Annotated in this window: 11 protein-coding genes; 5 read left to right on the forward strand and 6 right to left on the reverse strand. The window is 53.0% G+C overall.

The genetic code is table 11. From position 1 onward, the window contains the following. Window positions 1–36 precede the first annotated feature (36 nt). The 6 genes from AC1RMD_RS08470 to AC1RMD_RS08495 all read right to left on the reverse strand — a co-directional run bounded on the left by AC1RMD_RS08470 (window position 37) and on the right by AC1RMD_RS08495 (window position 13482). Window positions 37–5442 (reverse strand): DEAD/DEAH box helicase, encoded by a 5406-nt coding sequence (locus AC1RMD_RS08470; RefSeq protein WP_492925536.1) that lies wholly within the window; start codon window positions 5440–5442, stop codon window positions 37–39. Between the two features lie 2 nt (window positions 5443–5444). Further along, entirely contained in the window at window positions 5445–6431 is a 987-nt protein-coding gene (locus tag AC1RMD_RS08475; RefSeq protein ID WP_492925538.1) for a hypothetical protein, read from the reverse strand. Window positions 6432–6436: 5 nt separating this feature from the next. Then, window positions 6437–8371: a coiled-coil domain-containing protein gene (locus AC1RMD_RS08480; RefSeq protein WP_492925540.1), complete on the reverse strand. Its 1935-nt coding sequence runs from the start codon at window positions 8369–8371 to the stop codon at window positions 6437–6439. Window positions 8372–8379: 8 nt separating this feature from the next. Next, entirely contained in the window at window positions 8380–9993 is a 1614-nt protein-coding gene (locus AC1RMD_RS08485) for a hypothetical protein (protein WP_492925542.1), read from the reverse strand. 2 nt (window positions 9994–9995) lie between these two features. Then, window positions 9996–11201: a Druantia anti-phage system protein DruA gene (locus AC1RMD_RS08490; protein ID WP_492925544.1), complete on the reverse strand. Its 1206-nt coding sequence runs from the start codon at window positions 11199–11201 to the stop codon at window positions 9996–9998. 517 nt (window positions 11202–11718) lie between these two features. Continuing rightward, window positions 11719–13482: a methyl-accepting chemotaxis protein gene (locus tag AC1RMD_RS08495; RefSeq protein WP_492925546.1), complete on the reverse strand. Its 1764-nt coding sequence runs from the start codon at window positions 13480–13482 to the stop codon at window positions 11719–11721. 280 nt (window positions 13483–13762) lie between these two features. Here AC1RMD_RS08495 and AC1RMD_RS08500 point away from each other — a divergent pair, with 280 nt between their 5' ends. From AC1RMD_RS08500 to AC1RMD_RS08520, 5 genes are all read left to right on the forward strand, one after another. Further along, the gene (locus tag AC1RMD_RS08500; protein WP_492925548.1) at window positions 13763–14269 is read left to right on the forward strand and encodes a dihydrofolate reductase; all 507 of its coding nucleotides are present in this window, start codon (window positions 13763–13765) and stop codon (window positions 14267–14269) included. Window positions 14270–14274: 5 nt separating this feature from the next. Continuing rightward, window positions 14275–14895 carry a DUF4337 domain-containing protein gene (locus AC1RMD_RS08505; RefSeq protein ID WP_492925550.1) on the forward strand — a complete coding sequence of 207 codons (621 nt, stop codon included), beginning with the start codon at window positions 14275–14277 and terminating at the stop codon, window positions 14893–14895. Between the two features lie 201 nt (window positions 14896–15096). Continuing rightward, window positions 15097–17349: an Orn/Lys/Arg family decarboxylase gene (locus tag AC1RMD_RS08510; protein ID WP_492925552.1), complete on the forward strand. Its 2253-nt coding sequence runs from the start codon at window positions 15097–15099 to the stop codon at window positions 17347–17349. 267 nt (window positions 17350–17616) lie between these two features. Then, on the forward strand, window positions 17617–19395 hold the full coding sequence (locus AC1RMD_RS08515) for a DUF1800 domain-containing protein (protein ID WP_492925554.1): 1779 nt from the start codon (window positions 17617–17619) through the stop codon (window positions 19393–19395). A gap of 12 nt (window positions 19396–19407) precedes the next feature. After that, window positions 19408–20844: a DUF1501 domain-containing protein gene (locus AC1RMD_RS08520; RefSeq protein WP_492925556.1), complete on the forward strand. Its 1437-nt coding sequence runs from the start codon at window positions 19408–19410 to the stop codon at window positions 20842–20844. Window positions 20845–20850 lie beyond the last annotated feature (6 nt).

The following is a 20850-nucleotide window of genomic DNA, read 5'->3' on the forward strand; positions in this document are numbered from 1 at the left end:
ATGGTTCTGGCAATATACATCAGGTGGATTTTTCCGCTATTTCAGTACCCCAACGATTTTTTTATGCAATCCAGGCAAATTAATTAACAGTTCACGTTCACTGACGCCTATATACGGTACTCCTCCTTTTTCCTCGATAACCCCAGTAGGATACAACAGCGCAGGAGTCGTGCCGACTATGGCAATTTTGGCCCCTTGTTGAACTTTTATATACTTGGCATGTCCCCCGCGCATCGAAGTATTGCCGACACCATCTAGCCCGAGACTTTCCAGGAGCGGTTGCAACTGAATTCGTTGGAGTTCTTCAGATGCCGCACTCGGGATACTTTCTTTAATGCCAAATTTTAGTAGGTCCGAGCCAATTTTTCGGTCAAGTTGCCGCTTCAAGTGTTGGTTATGAAAGTGGTCCAAGCAGTTGGTACATGAAGTATCACAATCACAACCATCTAGAATTAATTGCGTACCTTCAATAATTTCAGGAAAGTAGTTCCTAGCGAGTTCGGCGTACCCCGCACCACCGGATAATGTGTCATATAAATAAATGTCCAAATAGACAGACCCATCCCTATTTCTCGGCAAAATTCGGTATCCGGCGCCGAATTCAGTCGGGTCAAGGTCAAGTTGTGGATGTCGGCTTGCTGCCAATCGTAAGGCCTCCGCCACACTTAATGCACCACTATTCAACACACTCACAACATCTGCATCCGCTAAATTGTTACATATAGGCTGCTTTATTTCGAATCGTACAAGTAGAAGGTCGGTTCGGAACACGTTTCCTAGGTAAACGTTCTCGAAGGAACCAGAGCATTCACTTCTCTCTTTCGACATGTAAGGCCGAGTATGTCTTCCCGGCTTAAAAGACTTATTATCATTCACTTCAGAACAGCCGCATGTTGAACAAACATAAAATCCGCCGAACTTTCCATCGCTATTTTTTATACCCTCATTCATGGTCACAAGTAACTTATCAGAAGCGAACACATATTTCATATTCTGGCTAAATTTCTTAAAAGAAAAATTCTCCTGCTCTGTCGGTTGAGGATATTGAGCTATAGTTGCGTAAGTCCACTCCTGAGTACGGTCATCGTCGCGTAAGGCCCGGCCTTTTTCCGGACCAAACATTTCCGGTTGAATCATGATTTTTGAATCCAGGCCTGACTCACAAACTGGACAGACAAGCGGCAATCTATCGGCACAAAAGGGGTCGGATAGATATGAGCATACTGGACAGCTAACTAAACTCTTCTTCTTTTTAGGAACAAATAATTTCTCAGCTCGGTTAGTACTACCAGGAACAGAGCTAGCAAAAACTCCAGCTGAACGATAAGTTCTTTTGTTTATAACAATTAACCGGCCGGGCGCATATTCGCTAAGTGCTTGGTTTCGACTCAACTGGGGCATCTGCTCAATTGCAATTTCTTCCCCCCGTGAGTAGTCACGGCGTTCAACAAGAAAACTACTTAAGCTATTGGGAAACGCGTATGTCGGAAGAAGATTATGGAAAAATAAAAACTCCAATAAGTCTTCCTGCTCAAAGGTGTCATCATCGGTCGAAGCATCACCATTCTCGTCAGCCTCACCTTCCTCCTTCGGCACATCTTCTAGAAGGTCAGCCAATGTCTTCCGTAAATTTATTAGTACTTTGTTTAGCCATTCCGCAGGATTCTTTTCTTCGATATTCATAGCTTCCGGCAACCAGGACAATATAACTTGGGCTTGGCCTTTCGTAGGGTCAGAAACCTCCGACGTCAACCATTTACCAAAGCCACCGAAGGTCGGCACATCTTGCGCTTCGGAATGAAAGAACTGGCGAGTAGGCCCAAGAGCCTTACCAAGCATTGCTTCGTTCGTAGCGATGTTCCCAAAAGCTCTAAAGTATGTCTGGAACAAGAACGAGTGAACATGGCGGCGGACAATTTTTTCGTTGTCAATTTTAAGCTCTGGACGACGGGGAGCACCGGCCACCATTCGCTCTGGAGCGTTAAAATAGTAACTATCGTGAGGCCCATTTTGGGAAAAAGCCATCACCACTGAGACTGCCGCGCCACGACGACCAGCACGCCCGGCTCGTTGCTGGTAGTTCTCGCGCTGTGGCGGAACATTTCTGAGGGCAACCGCTACCAAAGAACCAATGTCTATCCCAACTTCCATCGTGGTAGTGGAGCTCAATACATCCACCGGCCGCGACTTATCGTCAATTAGAACATCCTGGAAGCGCAGCTCATGCTCCTCTGTCGTAGATTGAACCTTTCTTCTATCACGATTCGAAAGTTGGGCGGTATGCTCCTCCACGGAGAGATTTGTCAGAGAGGAATTCTCTCTTATTGCACGTTCAACCGGTGAACGCCAATAGGATTTACGCGTCCTCAAATAAAGATTAGTTTCCGGATTTAGTTTTTCGACTCTCTCACTACCGCAGTTAACACACATGCCGCGAAAATTCACCGGCTGGAGCGCGGTGCAATTACCACATTGGCACCAGTAGTGTGAAAGGTCTATGGCCACTTTTACGTTCTCTGGCAGAACAAAATATCGACCTTCGCCGGATGCAAGAATTTTTTGGAATGTTTTCTCTAAAGACTCAACTACAGCCTCTGAAAGCTTGTTTGATGTGATTAATTTTTTTCTAAACTCAAGTGAGAACTTTCCATCACTCCCCCAACTGACCGAAGGGTAACCATAAGCATTTAGCCGAATATTGTCACTAATTGATTCATCAAATGCAAATTCATTAAGCATCTCATCAATCCAGGCTATAGCTAGGCTACGTAATTCATCAGGGGTCAAGCCGATTTCGCCCAACATTTTATTTATTCGTCGCAAAGCGAATGCCGTCGGCTCCACGTATCCAATAGTCGTTCCAGACAGAGAATAGTGTGGGTCGCACAAAAATTTTAGTAAAGCCTTTTTATAGTCAGAATGAGGCTCCAGTTGAGAATTCCTGAATTGCCCAAGGTCTTCTTCGTAAATGTCTTTGAAGCTCTCGATATGCGTTTCCACACCGCTATACGGTGACAGCATCACCAAATTTTTATCAGCTAACGCAGAAATGAACGCCGTGTATAGAATTCGCGTCGTAGGAATAGTCTCCTCCAGCGGCAGGGCATTCTTAATGAGCTTATCGGCAACCGCAACAACTTGACGGAACAAGTCTGCTTCCACTTCGTTTGGTATATCGCGGGCCAGCCGAGCTGCCTTTTGCCGACCATCAGAAAATATCAGTACCTTTCGCCCACCATTTGGGAATCTATCATGAACTTTTACACGCGGTTGCGTCTCAATCTGGGCACGCACGAGCGTCGAGAAAGGCGCTTCCCCCTTGGTTACATGGTCCATAATTTTCGAATGGCCACTTGAAGTTGTTGTTTTCTTAGCACAGAGCGGACAGCGTGAAAATAGCACTCCATTTTTTGCACCCACGACCTGTTCGGGTATCCAGACCTTTCGAAAACCTTCTGACTCTGACCGCTCTACCGGGCTCAGACTCCCCGATGTAATGTGCAGCCACCGTGGTTGCGCTGGGACTGAGTTTTTTGGTTCCCCTTCAAGATAAATGTCGACGGCCGAGAGTGTAGGTTTCTTTGCACCGGCCTCTTGATAATCCTGAAGATTCCACACAAATTTTAGTTCGCTATCAATCCAGCCTCTCAGAAATGCAACGCCACAGTCTCGATGCGTAAGCAATTCATAGACCCGGGCATGGCTAGCACAATCGCACTGGAGGCGCGGCTTTAAATGCAATTTCCCAAGCAGCGTAGGCTCGCTTCTAGTTGCCAAGCGACCAGTACAGTTGGGGTCAACGCAAGCGTGCAGACCTGGTAGCCCCCTATGAAAGAGATGCAGCCGCAACGGTGACAAAGGTCGTTCCCCCTTCTTGGCTATGGAACAAAGAGCAACCAACGCGTCCAACGCTCCGCCTGCTGCATCCATCTTTGTATCAGCAAACACTGCTTGCTGTATGTCTGCTAGTGATTTGGCCTTCTCGCCAATTTCCTTAATTAGCTGTTCGGCTGGACCGAAGCCTTCAATAAACTCGTAAAGGGCTTCTTGGGGAAGGAGGGCCCTATCGAGTTTCCTGTCCAATGAATTTCCGAGTTTGATTAGCTCAACCATGGCGCTGTCGCCGTCGACCAGGTGATTCGTCAGCTTTGGGATATCCACCGCCGCTAAAGCGTGATATTCATTAAGAGTCGCCGGACGCGCCCCTTGCCTTGCCTCTAACGTGCCGGTTACAACTGCAAACTTCCGAGCGCTATCCACACCAAGGCCCGTCAAATCCCTTGCGAAAATTTGAATCGTTTCCCTTGATTTTTCATCATCACCCAAACTCGCACTGGTCAGGATAAATCGAGCTCTCTCTCTAGGAATTCCCAGCCGAGCCAGCAGGCGGCGAATCAGCAGCGCGACTTCTGCTCCGCCTGCCCCCCGATACATGTGAGCCTCGTCAATTACCATAACTAACTCATTTTCATCATTAGCCGCCAGCCAAGCAGCCGTATCCTGAAACATCTGATTCTCGATAGGCCGCATCAGCATGTACTCAAGCATAGAGTAGTTGGTAATCAGAATGTCTGGGCATTCCTTTTGCATCTCGTGCCTCGTAAGGAGCTCACGGTCAGAAATCTGCGTCTTCAGGCGGTCTTTCCAATTTTTCGACCTTTTTTCGTCAACGGCCTTACCGAAGAAACCTTCCATGTCCTTGCTGGGCCACCGTCCCATGCTAATTAACTCATCAAGAACATTACGTTTTTTCGAAATCCTAAAGTAGAAATTTTCGAAAAGTGGTGCAATCAAATTTTGATCTTTTTTGTCCGTTCGAAGTCCAGCGTAAGGTGTACGACCTATATAGCTTCCGAAACGAACACGACGGCTCCTCCCTTTCGAAACTAGGCTGTTTACTTCCTCATTTCCGAGGAGCTTTCGAATTCGCCCAAGTTGGTCATTTACAAGCGCATTCATTGGGTACAACAGAATTGCTCGAATACCCGGCAAATTCTTTGAGGCGCTACTGCTGGCGCTCTCAATTGTCAATTTTGCGACCAAAGGCATGAGGAAACTTTCTGTTTTCCCGGAGCCAGTACCGGTAGCGACCAACAAATCCTTGGGCAGGTCACTAAAAAATTCCTTAAGCGCGGTCGCTTGATGAACATAAGGTGGGTTATAAACTCCGGCTTTCAACTCCGCAATTTTATGCAAAACCTCCTGAGCAGTCACGGGCAGCGGAATGTTTTTGAACTCATTATCCAGTTTGTACACCGGCGTGCATTCCAAATAGGCCGTTTGGGCGATTACTCCTTTTTTTTCGAGAAGTCTTTTTCTCTCATTGATTAAGCTTTCGTCCCTAATGTGATACTGAGCTTCAATATAGTCTTTAAGTTCTGAATGGAGTCGTTCTACAGTCTGATGAACGCCAAACTGTTGTGTAGAATTTGACTTAGTCATACTTACCTTTTTTTGTAATTTAATTGAAATCCAAGATTTTTAAGAGAAATCTCAACCAAAGGCCAAAGTTCTTTATAAAATCGGTACAAAACTCCATTCTCTGCCAAAGAAATATTTTTCTGGCCAAGTGACAATATTTTACGTTCGGGAAATGGAAGTTTTATTTTTATTGAAAAACAAAAAAATTCATTCTCAACATAAACATCTATCTTCTTCCATTGACTACGAGTTATTTGCAGCCGCTTTGCATCATCGTAATTAATCTTAACAAACTGGTCAGGATAGATTGCACCGTTACGCATCCGACATTTTATTAAACAATACTCGTTAACCCAAAAATGCGACCTCCGAGCCAATAAAATTTCCGAACGAGAACTATCAGCTTCATCTAAGGAACTCCATCGTCTTCCGTTATACCAAATAAAGTCCCCAGGTGGAATATCAGACTCCATTAGGTTCTCAGCATTTTTACAAAATTGAATAGCCCATTCATTCAAATCTTTGTACGGTATGCCTATCCAATTAACAAACTCTCGAATTATTAGTTTGTTCAACCTTGAAAAATCACCCGTAATGATGCGAACGTGGCCGATACTTTTAACTGGAAAATCAATAATACTCGATAGAATTTTACTTGGTGTGCCAGAAATAATAAAAGCAGCCGCGTCATTAATGCGTACGCCATACGAGGCTACCGGTAGCCAATGAGAGCCGCCATATTTGTAAATTTCCCCAAAATCTTTAAGTATTTCTATTTCATCTTCGAATGAAAATCGTTCTTCGGATAAAAATCCCAAATTTTTTCTTAACAGCGAAGAAAGCTTTAACGAAGAAATTCCAGTTTTATATATCCCGGAATGGCCATATACAGCACTCCGGATGTGCTCAGCAAATATCGCATTCCGGATAGTTTCCGCCCCTCCGGAGAAGCCGAGCTCCTCTGTCAGTAGGATATACGACTTTTCACGGCTGATGCTTTCAAGCGTCATAGTAGTTATGCAAGTGAAAATAGTGCTTTTATAGATTGCTTCCCGTGGACCTCGACCATTGACTCGGATAGGGCATTTTCCACCTCTTGGTTGCTCAGCAATCCGCAACGCAAATGGGGTGCCACCCATGCCAAAATTAAATATTCCAATGCGGTGTCCCACTCTAACCCCGAGTTTATTAGCAAGACCTCCAAAGCTTGCTCAAGCAATACTCTGGATAAAGGATTCACGTAAATAGGAAGCTGTCCAGCGACACTTAGAACATCCTGAACCTCAGAAGTCCTCTTCTTTTCTGCAAGACTCGACCAATCACTGAAATTTTTCTTTCCCGGTTTAAGCTCCCCTCGTCTAGCCGTCCACCGATACTCGTCAGTATTTATCACGGGGCCAAGTTGAGAAAGCGTTAAGTCTGGTGGCATAGTCCCAGGTCCATCCGAGATGGAGCAAAGGATGGGGAAGTACTTTTCTTGGTACGCAGGCATAAGACTGCGCCCAATCACAGCTCTTCGGACCTTATCTGCGTAAATCTCAAATGCACTCCTGTTCGCACCACGAATTGCTACGCAAGAAATTTCAGAGTTTTCGACCATTTCCTTAATGATTTTCTCACTCTGACTACTATCATATAATCCGAGAGGAACATCCCAATTTAAATATCGAGCTCCAATAGATACGCAAGTTGCATCAAGAATTGGGTCAGCGAGCGAGCCTGAAAACTGTACGGCCTGCCCACATACCAATGCGGTGGTAACTATTATTGAAATCTTTTTGGCATGCGTATTTTCCACCCCAACTGCGCGGTAATTTTTTTCTAATAATTCAACAAAATCCGAAAACTTAGCAATGGGTTTTGAGATTTGATTCAGCTTTAAATCAATAATTTTCCAAACCTCTACAGTTCCGTTCACTGAATTAGGGCGCTCCAGAATCAGGGTTGAGTTTAAAGTGCGAAGCGTTTGCATTTCCTTATTTGATACTTCCATCTGTAAAAATGATTCCTTGAGTCGCATAACCTCACTACGCAACTCATCCAAATTTTCTCCTTGAGAAAATTCAGTCATGCGCTTTTTAAAATCAGCCTCTGCAATACTGGCCCGTCTTTCGTTTTCGGCAAATTTGGCGGATAGGCTTTCAATTTCATATTGAAGCGATTTATTTCGAAAATCTAAATCGGATGACTGTTGTACGATATCATCCAGAACAACTTTCATCTCTGCGTAATTCTTTAGGAAAATTTCAGCCCGCTCAGATAAATTATCCTGTTTCTCTTTACTATCTTGTACAGTGACCACAATCTCATCAAAACGCTCGGGGAGTTCGCCAAAGCGCTCAATAGCGGTCTTTGCACTATCCGACCAAAATGCAATTTCCTGGAGCTTTGCTTGAATCTTTACAACGCTGCTTTTAAGGTCCTCTACGGCACTTGGAAGCGCACCTAACTTTCTTTTTTCCTCCAATTGTTTGGAAGTCGGAAGAATTGCAGCCCTTTCAATTTCATTTTTTACTTCTGGAAATGGACCGAACTGAAGTAACTCCTCCATGTCTTTCCTACAAATTCCGTCATCTCCAGCCGTAGAAACAATCTTGTTGTAAAAATCTTCGGCGCTGAGATTTGAGTTTAATGCCTCATCAATCACTTTCGAAAACTTCCCCCCCTGCACCCCTCGACTATGAATGCGCCAGGTCGATTGCACATAATTCCATTCCACACGATGATTCTTAGCAGTAGCTGAGTCTTCGTCAGAAACAACCTTAATCAACGCATTGACACGACGTACTAATTCATCGGGATTCTTGGGACGAAATCCGTTCCGTATAGGTAAACCCGCGAAGAAATCAGCCCGAGACTCCTTAGGGACCTTGTCGAAAAATTTTGTAACTGCATCTGCGCCGAGACGAGAGATGCGAATTTTCGCCTCTACAGGATAGAATTTAGTCATTTAAAAACCTAATTTAGAGCAAGGGCATTAGCAATCAAATTCCGAATTGCTTGAGTTTCGGAGGTGGCGGTGCAGCGATGAAATTCTTTAATCAAGTTAAGGTCCGATTGATACTTAAGACTTAGGGCCCTAAACTTATTCGCAGGATGCTGAGATAGGTAAAATCGAATTCTACTTCTCAGCTCAAGAGAAAGCTCCGCCTCTCCATTTATTCTTTTAAGAGTAGAAATTTCAGTACAAGAGAGGCGTCCGAATATTCCAAAATCAACGAGAAGTTCGGCATTTGAATTTTTCAAAATTTCCGATAATTTATTAATATCATCGTCAGCCACTGGGCAGGGAGTAGCTGATATGCTAGCATTATCTCCAGAAAATCTAAATATTTCAGACCAAAGTCCGTTCAGACGCATTGAAATGATGGCAGTCCCGCCTGGCGGCAATAGGATACTCCTAATTTTTGTGCGCCCATGCCGAACTTCACTAATCCAATGTTCGGTTTGAGAGTCAAATATCGACAATGAGAAAATTGTGGTTTTATTTATTTCAAATTCCATGACAACTTGCGACCCAGTTTCGACTTGTAGAGTTCTCAGTTCTAGAAATATGCTAGCCTTATCGTCTGGCGAGGTGAAATTTGCACCACGCGCATCGCTAATGTCTGCGAAATAGATTCCCTCATCTTCGGTGGCTATGCAGTGAACTTCGCCACTATCGGGCTCGTAAGTGGCGCTCAGCAACTCTCCCTGGCATCCGCCGTTTATCTGCAATAAAACTGGTGTCCAATCGCATAAAACCATGTGAGATGTGGTTAGGGAGTCTAACGGGGGTGGCCACAGTAGAGAAATAGATTGATGTCCGGGTTCGTATTGAAGTCCGGTTGTTCGCACTAGCCAACTTTCGAGTTCGTCGCTGACATGCTCCGGAATAGAAATTACCGCCGCCAAGTACTCGTGCGTTTCGTCCAGCTCAAAACTTAAAACTTCTAGCGGAATTGCTACAGTTAAATTCGCAGGCCAAATTAATGCGTACGATTTTCCGCCAATAAGTTTATTAGCACGATGGGCAGCTCGACCTTCCATCCTGCCAAATGGCCCGAACACAGTGGCTAAATTTTTCGAAATTCCTGGTGTTGAATTGTCAGTACTTTCTTCAACAATTTCACCGTTTGCAGACAAAATTCGATAAGGATGTTGACTGGGGTCCGCCAGTAAGACTTCGGTCTTACCTTTCCCAGAAATATCAATATGGTTCTGCCTGCCGCCAAGCTCAACCATAACACGCACGACAAAATATTCTTCGGAGCGGACTGATATTTGTAAAGACCACACGTTGCGGCTCGGGTAAACCAAGAGTCCTAGAGATATAGAAAATGGTGAAACGCAGCCAATCTCAAGTCGGTCAGCAAGAAGTTGCTCATAATAAGACCCTCTACTCGCGATATACAAGTCACAACTAGCTTGAGTTGCTACCCCTTTCTCATGGCGAAAATGTTGTACCATGTAGTCAGATGGTTTGGTCAACTGGACTGGCTTACCGCAGTGTTCACAATTGTAGTTCTTACCTTGGCGTGCCTGAACCGCGTAAACAATGCTTCGAGACTGAGTATCGACGGCCCGGTCCATATTTATGCCTTAGCAATCATCGATGGTTGAGCTACGGGCTTTCCAAATATAAGGTCTTTTATTTGACAAGAATTCCAATCCAAGTATTCTTTTTGATTGTTCGCCCTGGGGATAACCCACCTTATCAAGGCCGCCGCAGATATTTCCTTAACGGTTCGCAAATTTTCGAAATTCGCAGCGACACGCTTCCCGCACAGTATCTCGGATGCATTTTCGGCTAAGAAAGAAATAAATACTTCTCGCTTAACTCCATGTTTCAGAAGGTCACCCTTAAATCCCAATCTACTCAATGCATCGCGAATTGTTCGAATCCGCCAATTGGGACCATCGCCATATGAATGTAAGTCTGCGTACTTACTTCCCTTTTCACGAAGGAAAGCACGCATCTCCGCAAAGAGCTTATCTGGAACGTGGAAATGTCCCCATCCACCGCTGTACCCAATGCTCGAAAAATAGGGGGTTCCGTCTAACCGTAATCGATTATATACAGACGAGCGTCCCATGGAAGAGGTCGTGGTAATCGCTAGCAGCCTTGCACGCTTTGATTTTCCAGATATTATTCCTTGCTCTTTTCCATATTTCCGCTGAAATATTTTGTAAACTTCACGGCTGCGCAATAAACATGTAATGAGTTTTCCGCATAACAGACGATTGTAGGGAGGTAATGCCCCTAGGACGTATGCATCCATAATATTCACTAATCTGTCACTACGGTCTTCGCCGGTCCACCCAATCAACTGGTCTCTTACTCCAAGATTGAATACTGGGTCTCCTATTGCCATTATGCCAATTAGCTTATTATTGCTCTTATCCCAAACCAGAAAACGAAGTCGCCTTCCAAATCCCGCCGAGACCGGCACCGACCAGGTCATCGTTGCAAGTCGGAAAAGCTTCGCTTGCCAACCAACTCCCTCTACTAGCTCCAAAACGGGCTGTATCTTCTCAGGGACCACATCTACTCCGGAGGCAAAGTAGTGCGAAAGTTTGGGCAGATTCTTTTCAATGAACGCCTTCTGATTCACGAGTATTTCTTTACGTTGGGCTGCGTGAAGTTCGCGAACGGCCTGTTTGCTTCTACCCGGTGCAATCAAGTTCCCTTCTTGAGTGCGAGTAAACCCCAACCCGGCTAGGTGCCGTCTGAGTTGGCGTTTCAGCTTTGCCTCCCTCGTGTCCACCCGTACGACTTTACCAATATTTGTTTTTTTCATATCCGCATAGTGAATTCCAGCATACAAGCTTAAAATTAAGAAAGCATTTCACATTATGCAGGTTCGTAACAAATAGTTCAATCTTCACAACTACCAGATGCTTGAAATGTTTTTTTTAAAACGCGTAGCTATATTTACCACCTAGGGAAAGGTCTAAGTATCCAACGCAGGTGAGACTGAAGGAAATTGCAAATAGCTAGACGTGAGCCGAAACGGTTCGGCAAGCGGTAGCAGGAGTCGAAAGACCGTGGACGTGCTTCTTTACATACAGTAAGCTTCAGTCTCACTCGTATTGACCAATTTAGGCTATTTGTTCAGCCAGAAACATCACGATGCGCCAGCAAACGCCACGTACTATACAAAAAAATGGCCGGGAAAGATCGCGTTTTACCGACGCCACCTGTCGCGGTTGTAGGGTTTCAGCTGCGCGTTCGGCGTCGACACCGGCCGGGATAGCTGCTCCGCTCGCGGCCACCGCGCCCTAACCCGGAGCAACGCTGTAACGTCCAACCCTGGCTTAGAACTCTTCCCACTCCCCTTCGCTGCCGGCCATCGCTGGCTGCCTGGCGGCGGACTTGGCCGCTGCGGGGGCGGTGGCCGGCTTGGCCGGCTTGGCCTTGACGCTCGACTGCAGCTGGCGCGCCGGCGCGGCGGCGCGGGCATGCGCCCTGGGGCGCGCCGCCGGTACGGCCGGTGCGGTGTGGTGCGCGCCGCCATCGAGCTTGAAGATGCTCACCACCTGCGTCAACGCCCCGGCCTGGTCCTGCAGCGAGCTGGCCGCGGCGGCGGCTTCCTCCACCAGCGCGACGTTTTGCTGGGTGATGGCGTCCATCTGCCCGATCGCGCCATTGATCTGATCCAACCCGGAAGTCTGTTCCTGGCTGGCCTGGGTGATCTCGCCCATGATGTCGGCCACGCGCTGGATGCTGGTGACGATTTCCTGCATGGTGGCGCCGGCCTGGTCGACCAGCTTGGCGCCGCTCTCCACCTTGTCGACCGAATCGCCGATCAGTTCCTTGATCTCCTTGGCCGCCCCGGCCGAACGCTGGGCCAGGTTGCGCACCTCGGAGGCGACGACCGCGAAGCCGCGTCCCTGCTCGCCGGCGCGCGCCGCTTCCACGGCGGCGTTCAATGCCAGGATATTGGTCTGGAAGGCAATGCCGTCGATCACGCCGATGATGTCGACGATCTTCTTGGACGAATCGTTGATCGAGCCCATGGTGTCGACCACCTGGGCCACCACGCTGCCGCCGCGCACCGCCACCTCCGACGCCGATTGCGCCAGCTGGTTGGCCTGGCGGGCATTGTCGGCGTTCTGCTTGACGGTGCTGGTCAGTTCGTCCATCGAGCTCGCGGTCTGCTCCAGCGATCCGGCCTGGTCGGTGGTGCGCTTGGACAGATCCATATTGCCGGCCGCGATCTCGCGCGAGGCGCTGGAGATGGTGTCGGTGCTGCCGCGTACTTCATGGACGATGCCGGCCAGATTGTCCTTCATCTTGTCCAGCGCGCTGAGCAGGATGCCGATCTCGTTGTCGCCGCGCACTTCGTTGCGGCCCGTCAGATCGCCGGCCGCCACCCGGGTGGCGATGTCCGTGGCCTGCGCCAGCGGCACGACGATGGCGCGCAGCAGGCCCATGCCCACCGCGATGCCCAGGCCCAGGCCGACGATCAGGATCGCGAAACTGGTGTAGCTGGACGTGCTCAGGCGGGAATTGACTTCGGCCTCGTTGGCCAGCGCCCGGCCGGTGTCGAACTCGACCAGCGCCTTCAGCGCCACGTCGCCCACCCGGTAACCCGGATTGATCTTCTTGATCAGGATGGTCTCGGCCTCGTCCCACTGGCTGTTGCGGATCGCGGCGCTGGCGGCGCGCACGTTTTCCACGCCCAGGCCGGCGCTGTCGGCATACCATTTTTCGGCCAGCTTCTTCTGCTCGGGCGAGCTGAGCTTGGCCAGATAGCCTTCCCAGCGTTTGCCGATGCGGGTCGAAATCTGGTCGATCTGGTCGAAGTGCACCGTCAGCGCGTGATCGTGCAGCTTGGACCAGGCCAGCTCCGGATTGTGCTGCAAGGCTTGCAGGATCTGGCTGCGGCCCAGTTCCATGTCGAGCCGGATGGCGTTCTGCTCGGCGGTGTTTTTCTGGTCGTTGACGGTGACATTGCGCAGCAAGCCGACCGACTGGTCGGCGCTGTAGATGCCCATGGCGCCGTTGGCGAGCATGAGCGCGAGAAGCACGCCGAGCGCTCCGATCACCAGCGTTTTGATGCTTAAATTGGCGAACATAAACCCTCCTGGCTTTTTTTATAGGTCCGATTTGGCTGGGATTACAATACGTGGAATCGGACCCGACAATTCTCTCGAAAACTCACATTGGCGGATTCGCCATCGCTTTTTCTTGCCGAGCAGTAAATTAACAACGCTACGTGGCAGGGCTGCCTATCTTTCATCGCAACCATGCCAGCCATGCAATTTCCTCTGTATCAAAATTTGAACGATAATGACGGCTGCCGCGATCCCGCGCCGCTACACCAGTTAATTTCCAGTGGGTTGTTTGCCAATTGTTATGAACGAAATCACCATCATTGTCGCCATCGACGCCCAGCGCGGCATCGGCCTCGACAACACCCTGCCCTGGCACCTGCCGGAGGACCTGGCGCACTTCAAGCGCCTGACCAGCGGCCACCCTATCGTGATGGGCCGCAAGACCTTCGATTCCATCGGCCGGCCGCTGCCCAACCGGCGCAACATCGTCGTCACCCGCAACGCCGACTGGCGCCATGCGGGCGTGGAAGCGGTGGACTCGCTGCCGGCCGCGCTGGCGCTGGCGGGCGAGCAGCCGTTGTTTATCATTGGCGGCGCCCAGATCTTCGAACAGGCTTTGCCGCTGGCCAGCCGCCTGGTCATCACGGAGATCGCATCCAGTTTCGAGTGCGACACTTTCTTCCCCGAGCTGGACCGCGCACAATGGGTGCAAGGCGAGCGCCAGGAATATGAAGCGGCCAGTGGCCTGCGCTACGCCATCGTCGACTGGCGGCGCGCCACCCCGTCCACCCCTACCGAGAGGAATTAAACAAGATGTCTGGAGATGGTTTTCACGTACACGGACCGCACGATCACGCGGTCGAACACGCCGCCCACGGCAGCGACGGTTTTTCCAACAACATCGCCGTCATGACGGCCATCCTGGCCACGGTCGGCGCCACCTTCGGCTACCTGGGCGGCGCCACGCAGAACGACGCGGCGCTGTTCAAGAACAACGCAGCGATCGACAAGACCCAGGCCGCCAACAGCTGGAACTACTACCAGGCCAAGTCCAGCAAGCAAAACCTGGCCGAGCTGGCGATGTCGCTGCCGGGCATCGATCCGAAGAAGTACGAGGCCGACATGGCGCGCTACAAGTCGGAGAAGGAGGACATCAAGAAGGAAGCCGAAAAGTGGGAGGAATCCTCTAAAGAGTGGAACCACAAATCGGACCAGGCGATGCACGCCCACCACCAGTGGGCGCTGGCCACCACCGCCGAGCAGATCGCCATCTCGCTGGCCGCCATCACCCTGCTGACCCGCAAGAAATGGATGATGGGCCTGGCCTACGGCGTGGCCGGCGTCGGCATTGCGCTGGGCACGTTTGCCTGGTTCCATGTCGATCCGGTCGGCCAGATACTGGCCAAACTGGGCGGCGGCGCGGTCGGGCACTAACGGTTACACTCCCGGTGTAATACCGTCGTCATAGTATTGCGGCAATCTTGTCCGGATTTATGCAATATTTTTTTCCCGCAGCGGCCCCATTTCTGCGAGAATCCCGTTCTTATTTTTTTTCTGCGGCTGCCCGGTAGGCGGTCGCGCCCTAGTCCGCCCCTCCACACAAGTCAGGGGCGGCTTGCTTTTTTGGAGACATGCATGAAATTTCGTTTCCCCATCGTCATCATCGACGAGGATTTCCGTTCTGAGAACACGTCCGGCCTGGGTATTCGCGCCCTGGCCGATGCAATGGAAAAAGAAGGCATGGAAGTGGTGGGCGTGACCAGCTACGGCGACCTGTCCCAGTTTGCCCAGCAGCAGTCGCGCGCGTCGGCCTTCGTGCTGTCGATCGACGATGAGGAATTCGGCGCCGGCTCGGTCGAAGAAACCGACACCGCGCTGAAGTCGCTGCGCGCCTTCGTCGAGGAAATCCGCTACAAGAACGCCGACATCCCGATCTACCTGTACGGCGAAACCCGCACCTCGCGCCACATCCCCAACGATATCCTGCGCGAACTGCACGGCTTCATCCACATGTTCGAGGACACCCCGGAGTTCGTCGCGCGCCACATCATCCGCGAAGCCAAGTCCTACCTGGACGGCCTGTCGCCGCCGTTCTTCCGTGCGCTGGTGCACTACGCCAACGACGGCTCCTACTCGTGGCACTGCCCCGGCCACTCGGGCGGCGTGGCCTTCCTGAAGTCGCCGATCGGCCAGATGTTCCACCAGTTCTTCGGCGAAAACATGCTGCGCGCCGACGTCTGCAACGCCGTCGAAGAGCTGGGCCAACTGCTCGACCACACCGGCCCGGTGGCCGCCTCCGAGCGCAACGCCGCCCGCATCTTCAACGCCGACCACTGCTACTTCGTCACCAACGGCACCTCGACCTCGAACAAGATGGTCTGGCACTCGACGGTGGCGCCGGGCGACATCGTCGTGGTCGACCGCAACTGCCACAAGTCCATCCTGCACTCCATCATCATGTGCGGCGCGATTCCGGTGTTCCTGATGCCGACCCGCAACCACCTGGGCATCATCGGTCCGATCCCGCTGGAAGAGTTCACGATGGAGAGCATCCAGCGCAAGATCGACGCCAACCCGTTCGCGCGCGAAGCCAAGAACAAGAAGCCGCGCATCCTGACCATCACCCAGTCGACCTACGACGGCGTGGTGTACAACGTGGAAACCCTGCGCGAAATGCTCGACGGCCGGATCGACACGCTGCACTTCGACGAAGCGTGGCTGCCGCACGCCACCTTCCACGACTTCTACAAGAACATGCACGCGATCGGCAAGGACCGTCCGCGCGCCAAGGAGTCGATGATCTTCTCGACCCAGTCCACCCACAAGCTGCTGGCCGGCCTGTCGCAGGCCTCGCAGGTGCTGGTGCGCGAATCGGAATCGGTCAAGCTGGACCGCGACGCCTTCAACGAGGCTTACCTGATGCACACCTCGACCTCGCCGCAGTACTCGATCATCGCCTCGTGCGACGTCGCCGCGGCCATGATGGAAGCGCCGGGCGGCACCGCGCTGGTGGAGGAATCGATCCTCGAAGCGCTGGACTTCCGCCGCGCGATGAAGAAGATCGACCAGGAATGGGGCAAGGACTGGTGGTTCCAGGTGTGGGGCCCGCAGGAGTTCGCCGAAGAAGGCATCGGCACCCAGGAAGACTGGATCATCAAGGCCGAGGACGACTGGCACGGCTTCGGCAAGCTGGCGCCGGGCTTCAACATGCTGGACCCGATCAAGGCCACCATCGTCAACCCCGGCCTGTCGCTGGACGGCAAGTTCGCCGAGACCGGCATCCCGGCGTCCATCGTCACCAAGTACCTGGCCGAGCACGGCGTGATCATCGAGAAGTGCGGCCTGTACTCATTCTTCATCATGTTCACCATCGGCATCACCAAGGGACGCTGGAACACGCTGCTGACCGCTTTGCAGCAGTTCAAGGACGATTACGACAAGAACCAGCCGATGTGGCGCATCCTGCCGGAATTCGCGGCCGCCAACCCGACCTACGAAGGCATGGGCCTGCGCGACCTGTGCCAGCAGATCCACGACTTCTACAAGGCCTACGACGTGGCGCGCCTGACCACCGAGATGTACCTGTCGGACATGATCCCGGCCATGAAGCCGTCGGACGCCTTCGCCAAGATGGCGCACCGCGAAATCGAACGGGTCGCCATCGACGAGCTGGAAGGCCGCATCACGTCCATCCTGCTGACGCCTTATCCACCGGGCATCCCGCTGCTGATCCCTGGCGAGCGCTTCAACAAGACCATCGTCGACTACCTGCGCTTCGCGCGCGACTTCAACGAGCGCTTCCCGGGCTTCGAGACCGATGTGCACGGCCTGGTCAAGCGCGAAGTTGATGGCAAGCGCGGTTATTTTGTCGATTGCGTCAGGCAATAACCCAACTTAAAGACAACAAAAGGACGAAAAAAAAGACAGCTCCGCTGTCTTTTTTTTCATTATTCATACCTCTGCGTTGCAGTGATGTAACACATTCGGGAAAGAATTTTTATTTACATCGCGGTAAGTTCTCCCAAAATTGCTGCTTTTCCTCTCTTCTTCGCTCATATTTCCAACCATTGCTGCGCGGAATTGAAATGAATCTCTACTTGAAAGTGAAGGTCTTTTACAATCGCCGCTTTGGTCATTCCAAGAGGCAAGAGAAGAATGAAGTTCATCTTTCTGAAACTAGCAAGCGGGCTGTTCTTGGCCTTGGGAGTCGCCGCATGCGGCGGCTCCGCTGGCGGTGACACTCCCGCCAACCCGAGCCAGACCCGCGCCCGCATCAGTTTGGGCGGACTGCCAGGCGGCGGTTCGCCCGGCAGCGACCTGAGCACCCAACCCACCGAGGCGATGCCGGTCGAGCCATCCGTTCCGACCGGGCCGGCGTTGACGCCGGCCGCGGCGGCGCAGTTCCTCGCCCAGGCGACATTCGGCCCCACCGCGGGCAGTATCGACGCGCTGACCGCCAGCACCAAGGCGAACTGGCTTGCCGAACAGTTCCGCAAGCCGCAGACGCTGCACCGCAGCTATGTGCAGGGCATGGCGGCACAACTGCCCGCCGGCACCTCGCTGACCCAAAATCAAGTCTTTGAATCGTTCTGGAAGCAGGCCGTCACCGCCGACGACCAGCTACGTCAACGCCTGACTTTTGCGCTGTCGCAGATTTTTGTGGTGTCCCTGGTCGACACCGGCCTGGGCTCCCGCCCCGCCGGGGTCGCCAGCTACTACGACATGCTGGGTCAGAACGCGTTCGGCAATTTCCGCGACCTGCTGCAAGGGGTGACACTGCATCCGATGATGGGCCTATACCTGTCCCACATGGCCAACCAGAGAGAGACCGGCGACCGCCTGCCGGACGAAAACTTCGCCCGCGAACTGATGCAACTGATGACTATCGGCCTGCACCAGCTCAATGTGGACGGCAGCCCGAAAACCAGGAACGGCAAGCCCATCGCCACCTATACCCATGACGACGTTGCCGGCCTGGCCAAGGTATTCACCGGTTGGAGCTGGGCCGGCCCGGACCAGTCCCTGAACCGCTTCTACGGTTACACTGCGGATCCCGCGCGCGACTGGACCCCCATGCAAAACTACGCGGCCTATCATTCAACCTCGCCCAAGAGCTTCCTCGGCACCAACGTCAGCGGCGGCAACAGCGAAAGCGAACTCAAGTTAGCGCTAGACACCTTGTTCCAGCATCCGAACGTCGGCCCGTTCATTGGCAGGCAATTGATCCAGCGCCTGGTCAGCAGCAACCCAAGCCCGGCCTATGTGGCTCGTGTGGCGGCGGCCTTCGCCAACAACGGCAAAGGCGTGCGCGGCGACATGCGCGCGGTGATCGGCGCGATTCTGCTCGACCCCGAGGCGGCCGATAGCGGCAGCCCTAAAAAACTGCGCGAGCCGGTGCTGCGCCTGGCGCACTGGATGCGGGCATTCAATGCCAGGCCGGCCAACGGACGCTTCCAGCTGAACAGCACGGAGGATCCGATCAGCTCGATCGGCCAGACGCCGTTGCGCCCGCCGTCCGTATTCAATTTCTTCCGTCCGTCCTACACGCCGCCCAACACCTCGCTGTCGGCGCTCGGCATGACGGCGCCGGAAATGCAGATCACCGGGGAGCCATCGGTGACCGGCTACATAAACTACATGCAACTGGCGATTCCCAACGGCGTCGGCGTGGGCCGCGACGTCAAGGCCGACTACAGCGCCGAAATGGCGTTGACCTCACAACCGGCCAGCCTGGTGGACCGCATCAATTTGCTGCTGTTCAGCGGCACCATGTCCAGCACCCTGCGCAATCAAATCATCGGCGCGCTCAACACGATCAACGTGCCCCCGGTCAACAGCACCAACGCCCTCAAAGTCGATGCCGCACGCAGAAACCGCGTCTACCTGACCATTTACCTGGCCATGGCTTCACCCGAATACCTCGCGCAACGATAAAAGGACCCAGTTATGCATTCCGAATCCCCATCCCGTCGCCGCTTCGTCGGCAGCATGCTGGCCATGGCCGGCGGCAGCGCCGTGCCGTTCACGCTGAACCTGGCGGCCATGAGCAACGCCGCCGCCGAGGGCGCGACCGACTACAAGGCCATCGTCTGTCTCTTCCTCAACGGCGGCAACGACCATTTCAACACCGTGCTGGCGACCGACAGCACCTCGTGGAACGAGTACCGCCGCGTGCGCGTTACGGCGCAAAGCAGCTCTATCGCGCTGCCGGCGATGGGTGCCGTCGGCGGCGTGCTGCCGATCGTGCCGACCCCACCGCAGGCGGGCCGCATGTTCGCGCTGCACCCGGCGCTGCGACCGCTGAAGGATTTGTTCGACGCCGGCCGGGTTGCCGTGCTGGCCAACGTCGGCACGCTGGTCGCCCCGCTGACCCTCACGGAGTACCGCGCCGGCAGTGCCGCCGTGCCCGACAGTCTGTTCTCGCACAACGATCAGCAGGCCATGTGGCAGTCGTCGCAGACCGAACAGGCGGGCGGCACCGGCTGGGGCGGCCGCCTGGGCGACATGATGATGAGCGCCAACAGCAACGCCAACTTCACCTGCATCTCCAACGCCGGCAACGCCCTGTTCCTGAGCGGCCGCGCCACCCGCCAATACCAGCTCAGCGGCACTTCGGCGATGCCGATCTACCATATCTCGGACAGTCTGTTCGGCGTGCCGACCGGCGCCAATCCCTTGCGCCAGATCGTGGCCGGCGTCCAGAGCAATCCGTTCATGAAAGAGCACGCGGCGGTCACCGCGCGCGCCATCGATTCCCAGGCCGCATTGAGCAGCGCCATGCTCGCCGCCGGCGCCGGCGGCGTACCCGACCCGCTCCCCTACATCAATCCAAACACCGGTGCGAGCGGCGTCAATCCGCTGGCGGTCCAGTTGCAGACGATCGCCCGCGTCATCGCCGGCCGCAGCGCACTGGGCCTCAAGCGCCAGGTGTTCTATGTCAGCCTCAGCGGCTTTGACAACCATGATGCGCAGGCGCGCAACCAGGCCGACCTGCTGGCCAAGGTGGCCCACGCGATGGCCTATTTCGATGGCGCCATGGCCAGCCTGCAAGGCATCGACATGCGCAAACAGGTGACGCTGTTCACCGCCTCCGACTTCGGCCGCACCTTCACCAGCAACGGCGACGGCACCGACCACGGCTGGGGATCGCACCACTTCATCATGGGCGGCGCGGTCAAGGGCAAGAATATCTACGGCAGCATGCCGGTCACCGGCCTGGGCCACAACCTCGACGTCGGCTCCGGTGCGTTGTTGCCGACCACCTCGGTCGATCAGTACGGCGCCACGCTGGCCACCTGGTTCGGCTTGTCGGCCACGCAGATCGCCGACGTGTTCCCGAATATCGGCAACTTCAGCACCCGCAACCTTGGCTTCATGGGGTGATGCGGG

The organism is Duganella sp. GW822-FHT06D06 (assembly GCF_058799615.1).